General features: G+C 70.4%; 3 protein-coding genes and 1 pseudogene. 1 reads left to right on the top strand and 3 read right to left on the bottom strand.

Annotated elements, in window-relative coordinates:
* Positions 1-298: pseudogene (locus AC08OV_RS07770) on the top strand (hypothetical protein); the annotation flags it as partial.
* A gap of 177 nt (positions 299-475) precedes the next feature.
* Here AC08OV_RS07770 and mazG read toward each other — a convergent pair.
* Genes mazG through mfd form a run of 3 tightly spaced genes read right to left on the bottom strand, consistent with a single transcriptional unit; the run spans position 476 to position 6,177 of the window.
* Positions 476-1,696: a nucleoside triphosphate pyrophosphohydrolase gene (gene mazG / locus AC08OV_RS07775; RefSeq protein ID WP_476615179.1), complete on the bottom strand. Its 1,221-nt coding sequence runs from the start codon at positions 1,694-1,696 to the stop codon at positions 476-478.
* 12 nt (positions 1,697-1,708) lie between these two features.
* The gene (locus AC08OV_RS07780) at positions 1,709-2,476 is read right to left on the bottom strand and encodes a SurA N-terminal domain-containing protein (RefSeq protein WP_476615178.1); all 768 of its coding nucleotides are present in this window, start codon (positions 2,474-2,476) and stop codon (positions 1,709-1,711) included.
* A gap of 56 nt (positions 2,477-2,532) precedes the next feature.
* On the bottom strand, positions 2,533-6,177 hold the full coding sequence (gene mfd / locus AC08OV_RS07785; protein WP_476615177.1) for a transcription-repair coupling factor: 3,645 nt from the start codon (positions 6,175-6,177) through the stop codon (positions 2,533-2,535).
* Positions 6,178-6,459 lie beyond the last annotated feature (282 nt).

Here is a 6,459-nt window from a genome sequence, read left to right on the forward strand (position 1 = left end):
CGGGGACGGCGGTCTCTGCCAGGTGATCCTCTTTGCGCGGACCCATCACAAGCTGTTCTCGGTGCCGGAGTGGGGTGTGGTCAGCCAGCAGGGCACCAAGGCGGGTCGGGTCGGGGCCGCGGGTGGGGACAACCCCGTCTACATAGAGAAGATGCACGAGACGTTCGTGCGCAACGCGGACATTCTCGCTTACGAGGCGTACTTCCCCGATGCCCTGCCGAACAACGTCCGTTCTTCGTTGGTCGACCCCACCATCAATCCTATGGCGGCGGCGATGTACCAGCGGCTCTGGGGCTGATCCCTGGGGGCTGATCCAACACGATCAGCGTACGCTGCCGGTCCCGGCGCGGGGGCTAGAGAAAGAAGATCATCGCACCCACCGTGGCAGACCTCGCCAACCTCGCTGGCAAGACCAACATCAAAACCTGAAGTTATTTTCCGGTACTCCCTGGCATCGGGCGCCGATGATCGGTGCTTACCCGGGTAGCTGCCGCCAGATTTCGCGCCAGCGGGTGTCGGGCAGGGAGGCCGGATCGGCGCCCTCGGCACGGACCGTGCCCTCGACGGCGGCCAGCCGGTCCCGGAAGCGACGGGCGGTCGCCCGAAGGGCCCGCTCCGGATCGACGGAGGCCGTCCGGGCGAGCGTGACGGCGGCAAAGAGCAGATCACCGATCAGGTCGTCCCCCGCCGTGCCCGACCGGGCCAGTACGGCGGCCGTGGCGGCGATCTCGGTGACCCGGTCGCCCGCGTCGGTCACACCCCACGCGGCCGTCCCGGTCAGCGCGAGATCCGCCGGGACGCCGATGCCGGCCGCCCGCTTCAGCAGCTTGGCCGCGAGGGACAACGCCGGTTGGGAGAGTGGGACGCCCTCGGTCACCGAGACGCGCCCCTTCTCGACCGCCTTGATCGCGTCCCAGTTGGCGACGACGTTCGCCGGACCGTCCACGACCACGTCACCGAACACGTGCGGATGACGGCGGATCAGTTTGGCCACCAGACCGGCCGCGACGTCATCGACGTCCCAGCCGTCCTCGGCGCGCTCGGCGGCGATCCGAGCGTGGAAGAGCACCTGCATCAGCACGTCGCCGAGTTCCTCGCGCAGCTCGGTGAGATCGTCGTCCTCGATCGCCTGATACGCCTCGTACGTCTCCTCGACCAGGTACGGGGCGAGCGAGGTGTGCGTCTGCTCGGCGTCCCAGGGGCAGCCGCCCGGCGACCGCAGGCGGTCCATGACCGCGACGGCGTCCAACAGGCTCGAGCCGGGCAGCTCCCTGGTGGCCACGAGGCTCGTCACTTCGACCCCGGTCACCCCGTCGACCCCGGTCACCCTCTCGATGCCGGTCACCCTCTCGACACCGGCATCGTTCCGTTCCCCGGATCCACCCGCCTCGTCGAGGAGGCGGTCGAGGATGCTCGGCGCAAGCGGATCGGGCAGCCAGGCGACCTCGGCCGCCGCGGGATCCGGCAGGGCGGCCCGGATGAGGGTCACCGCGCCGGCCAGACCGCCGGGATCGCCGGGATCGCCGGGATCGACGATCAGGACGGTCGCACCGGCCGCCCGCAGCGCGGCGAGCTGAGGATGCGTGGGGCTCGCGGTCAGGACGGGCACCGTGCGCACGACATCCCATGCCCGGGCCGTGAGGATTCCCGGTGCCACCCGGGGGCTGGTGACGACCACGGTGATCCGGATCAACATGTCGCCGTCCGCTCAGGATCGGGTGGTCAGGTCCAGGATCGGCGTGGGCGCGGGCTTGCTGGCGATCGAGCCCTCGGCGGCGACCACGGCGAACTGCTTCGTGTCCCAGGTACCAAATCGTGGGTTTATCGAGATGGGATCCCGGGACTCGGCCTGCGCGAGTAGCGGGCGCACCTTCGTCGCCCGTTTGTCCGCCACCAGGAACCGGGCCAGGTAGGGCTTGGCCTGCCGGTAGCTGAGGGGGATCTTCCCGATCTGATCGACGATGCTGTCGTACTGGGCGCGGGTGTCCGCGTCGGAGGCGAGGACACCCGCGCTGATCTTGTCCCCGAGCGCCGACTCGAACGCTCCCGAGCGGACGATCGTCGCCACGTCCTGCTGGGCGAAGCCCGCTGCGGCGGCTCGCTGCTCGAACGCCTTCACGCTGCCGAACTGCAGGATCGCGTACGCCTGGTAGTAGGACGCGATGTCCTGGCCGGTCAGCGAGATCCCCAGCCGCTTCGCCTCACTGGAGATCAATTCGAGCTGCACGAGTGTGGTCAGGGTTCGTCGCTGGAGTTCACCTCGGTTGAGACTCTGCGACACCGACTGCGAGGTCTGCGGGATCGGTACCGTCTCCGCGGCCTTGAGCCCACGGTCGACGATGCCGCGCAGCTGGGAGGTCTCGATGGTCTGTGAACCGACCTGGGCGGCGGCCCCGGCATGGGTCGTGCACCCGGTACCGGCGGTACCGGCGAGCACGAGGAGCCCGACACCGGCGAGGAGACGGGAAAGCTTCACGAGTCGAGACGGTATCCGCTCAGCGTGGCGTACGGTACGGCGCCCTACGCCAGGAGTCAGATCGAGGCCGCCGCGGCGGCGACCGAGTCGCCCGCGACCGCATGCAGGAGCTGGCCGACCCAGGCGAGCAGGGCCCGGTCCCGCAACGGTCGGGAGCCGATGCGCCCCGTCTCGGTCGGCGCGGGAACGAGTACGGTCCGCACCGCCGGTTTGACCACGGCGCCCCGGTAGAGCCGGGCCAGCCGGAGTGTCTGGCTCTCCCGCAGCTCCAGCGGAGCGAACCGGATCTGGCGACCGGCGGCGATGATCTCCGTGACGCCAAAGTGCCGGGCAAGAACCCGCAGGCCCGCGACGGCCAGCAGGTTCTCGACCGGTTCGGGCACCGGACCGAACCGGTCCACGAGCTCGCCACGCACCTCGTCGATGTCGGCGTCCGTGGCGGCGCCGGCCAGCCGCCGGTAGGCGTCCAGCCGCAGCCGCTCGCTCGGCACGTAGTCGTGCGGCAGGCTCGCGTCGACCGGCAGCTCGACCTTGACCTCCGGGGGCTCCTCGACGCCCTCCTTGCGGTACTCGGCCACCGCTTCGCCGACCATCCGCACGTACATGTCGAACCCGACCGAGGCGATGTGCCCGGACTGCTCGCCGCCGAGCAGGTTGCCCGCTCCCCGGATCTCCAGGTCCTTCATGGCTACGGCCATTCCGGCACCAAGGTCGTTGTGCTGGGCGATCGTGGCGAGCCGGTCGTGGGCGGTCTCGGTCAGCGGCTTGTCCGGCGGGTAGAGGAAGTAGGCGTACGCCCGGTCCCGGCCCCGCCCGACCCGGCCGCGCAGCTGGTGCAGCTGGGACAGGCCGAACACGTCGGCCCGCTCGACGATGAGGGTGTTGGCGTTGGAGATGTCCAGGCCCGACTCCACGATCGTCGTGCAGACCAGCACGTCGAACTTCTTCTCCCAGAAGGAGACCATGACCTGCTCAAGCGCGTCCTCGTGCAGCTGGCCGTGGGCGGTGGCGATCCGCGCCTCGGGAACCAGATCGCGCAGCCGGGCGGCGGCCCGGTCGATCGTCTCCACCCGGTTGTGGATGAAGAAGACCTGCCCCTCGCGCAGCAGCTCCCGGCGGATCGCCGCGGTCACCTGACGGGCGTCGTAGGCGGCGACCGAGGTCAGCACCGGGTGCCGCTCCTCGGGCGGAGTGTCGATGGTCGACAGCTCCCGGATGCCGGTGATCGACATCTCCAGCGTGCGGGGGATCGGTGTGGCGCTCATCGTGAGCACGTCCACCGCCGTGCGTATCTTCTTGAGCTGCTCCTTGTGCTCGACACCGAAGCGTTGCTCCTCGTCGACGATCACCAGGCCGAGATCCTTGAAGCGGTTCTCCCCGGACAGCAGCCGGTGGGTGCCGATGACCACGTCGACACTGCCGGTAGCGAGCCCCTCCTGCACCGCCTTGTGTTCGGCGGGCGAGTTGAACCGGCTCATCGCCTTCACCACCACCGGGAACGCGGCGTAACGCTCGGAGAAGGTCTGGAAGTGCTGCTGGACCAGCAGCGTCGTGGGCACCAGCACCGCGACCTGCTTGCCGTCCTGCACCGCCTTGAACGCGGCCCGCACCGCGATCTCGGTCTTGCCGTAGCCGACGTCACCGCAGATCACCCGGTCCATCGGGACCGGCTTCTCCATGTCGGCCTTGACCTCGTCGATGGCGGCGAGTTGATCGGGTGTCTCTCGGAACGGGAAGGCGTCCTCCAGCTCACGCTGCCAGGGACTGTCGGGAGCGAAGGCGTGCCCGGGAGCAGCCATCCGGGCGCTGTAGAGCCGGATCAGCTCACCGGCGATCTCCTTGACGGCCTTGCGGGCCCGACTCTTGCGCTTGGCCCAGTCGGCGCCGCCGATGCGGTCCAGGCTCGGCGCGTCACCCCCGACATACCGGGTGATCTGTTCAAGCTGGTCGGTCGGCACATACAGCCGATCGCCCCGGGCGTACTCCAGCAGAAGGTACTCCCGTTTGGCGCCCGCGACGGTCCTGGTGACCATCTCGACATAGCGGCCGACGCCGTGCGCGTCGTGGACCACCATGTCCCCCGGGAGCAGGGCGAGCGGGTCGATGCCCTTGCGCCGCCGGCTCGGCATGCGCCGCATGTCCTTCGTGCTCACCCCGCGGGCACCCGCGATGTCACTTTCGGTAAGAACGGCAAGGCGCAAAGTATCGCTGGTGAAGCCGGTGGCGAGCCGACCGCAGGTCACCATGGCGACGCCCGGAGTGAGCGTGGCCTCCTCGGCGAGGCCGGCGCCCAGGTCGGCGTCGCGCAGCATCTCCACCAGGCGCTGCGCCGGACCGTGCCCCTCGGTGACCAGCAGCACTCGCCAGGACTCGGCGAGCCAGCCCTTGACGTCGGCGATGACCGCCGCGGTGTCCCCGTGGTAGATCGGTGCAGGCCGGAGGCTGGCGACCACCGTGTTGTCGCCGTACTCGGTCCCGTCGTAGACGGCGCCCGCCAGCCCGGTGCCCGCCGGCTCCCGGTCGATGCCCGCCGGCTCCCGGTCGATGCCTGCCGGCTCCCGGTCGATGCCTACCGGGGCCGACATGAAGGGAGTGACCGACCACCACGGCAGGCCGAGATCCTCCGCACGCTCGCGGACCTCGGTGATCGATCGGTAGGCGGCCGCGCCGAGATCGATCGGCGCGCCGCCACCCAGCGCCGCGACGCTCCACGACGCCTCGAGGAACTCCTGGCTCGTGCGCACCAGTTCGCTCGCCCGCGAACGGACCCGTTCGGGATCGCAGACCAGCACGTGGGTGCCGGCCGGCAGGTCGTCCAAGAGCAGTGACATGGCGTCGACGAGTACCGGGGCGAGCGCCTCCATCCCCTCCACGGGGATGCCGTCGGCGATCTTGTCGAGCAGGTCCAGCAGCTCCGGGTGGCGCGTCGCGAGGTCCGCGGCCCGCGCCCGCACCTGCGCGGTCAGCAGCAGTTCGCTGCACGGCGGCGCGAACAGGACACGGCCACCACCGGTCGCGCCATCATCCTCCGGCAGCGCCCGCTGGTCCGCCACGGAGAACCGGCGGATGTCCTCGACCTCGTCGCCGAAGAACTCGACCCGCAGCGGATGCTCCTCGGTGGGCGGGAAGACGTCGAGGATGCCGCCGCGCACGGCGATCTCGCCGCGCCGCTCGACCAGGTCCACCCGGTGGTAGGCGATGTCCACCAGCCGCGTCACCACGCCGTCGAGGTCGGCCGTATCGCCCTCGGCGAGGGTGACCGGTGCGAGCTCGCCGAGCCCGGCCACCTGGGGTTGCAACACCGCACGGATCGACGCGACCACGATCCGCAGCGGCGGCCGACCGGTGCTCGCCGGATGCGTGAGCCGGCGCAGCACGGCGAGGCGCTGCCCGACCGTGTCAGCCCGGGGGGACAGCCGCTCGTGGGGCAGGGTCTCCCAGCTCGGGAAGACCGCGACCACATCGGGACCGAGCAGGCTGCCGAGCGCCGATGCCAGATCCTCGGCCTCCCGGCCAGTAGCCACGACGGCGAGGACCGGCCGGTCGGCCCCGACCGCCAGGGCCGCGGCGGCGAAGGGCCGCAACGCCGCGGGACCAGCGAGGTCGAGGACCGGTTCACCGACCGCGCCGATCGCCCGGCCCAGGGCAGGGTCCCCGCCGGGACGGGCGATCAGCGCGTCGAGCAACGGCGCGAGGGTCATGGGGTGCGTCCCTGTGCCTCTCGGTTGGTTGGGATCCGACTCCGACTGGTTGGGATCCGACGACGTGACACGGCAAGGCCGATCCGGCCCTGATCTACCGCCCGGCCCCGCTCCACACGACGCTTCCGCCCGGCGATGCCCCGGTCCGCAGGCGCCGGGTCAACCTCGATACCCAGTCGATCTCGATACCGGGTCAGGCCCGATACGCGGGCCGACCTTGATCGGCTCAACCCTGTCGGCACAGACGATATGTCCAGCCTACGACAACCTTCCCACCCCCCC

Source organism: Frankia sp. CeTa3Moorea (assembly GCF_978021225.1).

Bases quoted from the DNA above. Each gene is read 5' to 3' on its own strand.
- mazG (WP_476615179.1), bottom strand. From the start codon at position 1,696: ATGTTGATCCGGATCACCGTGGTCGTCACCAGCCCCCGGGTGGCACCG.
- mfd (WP_476615177.1), bottom strand. From the start codon at position 6,177: ATGACCCTCGCGCCGTTGCTCGACGCGCTGATCGCCCGTCCCGGCGGG.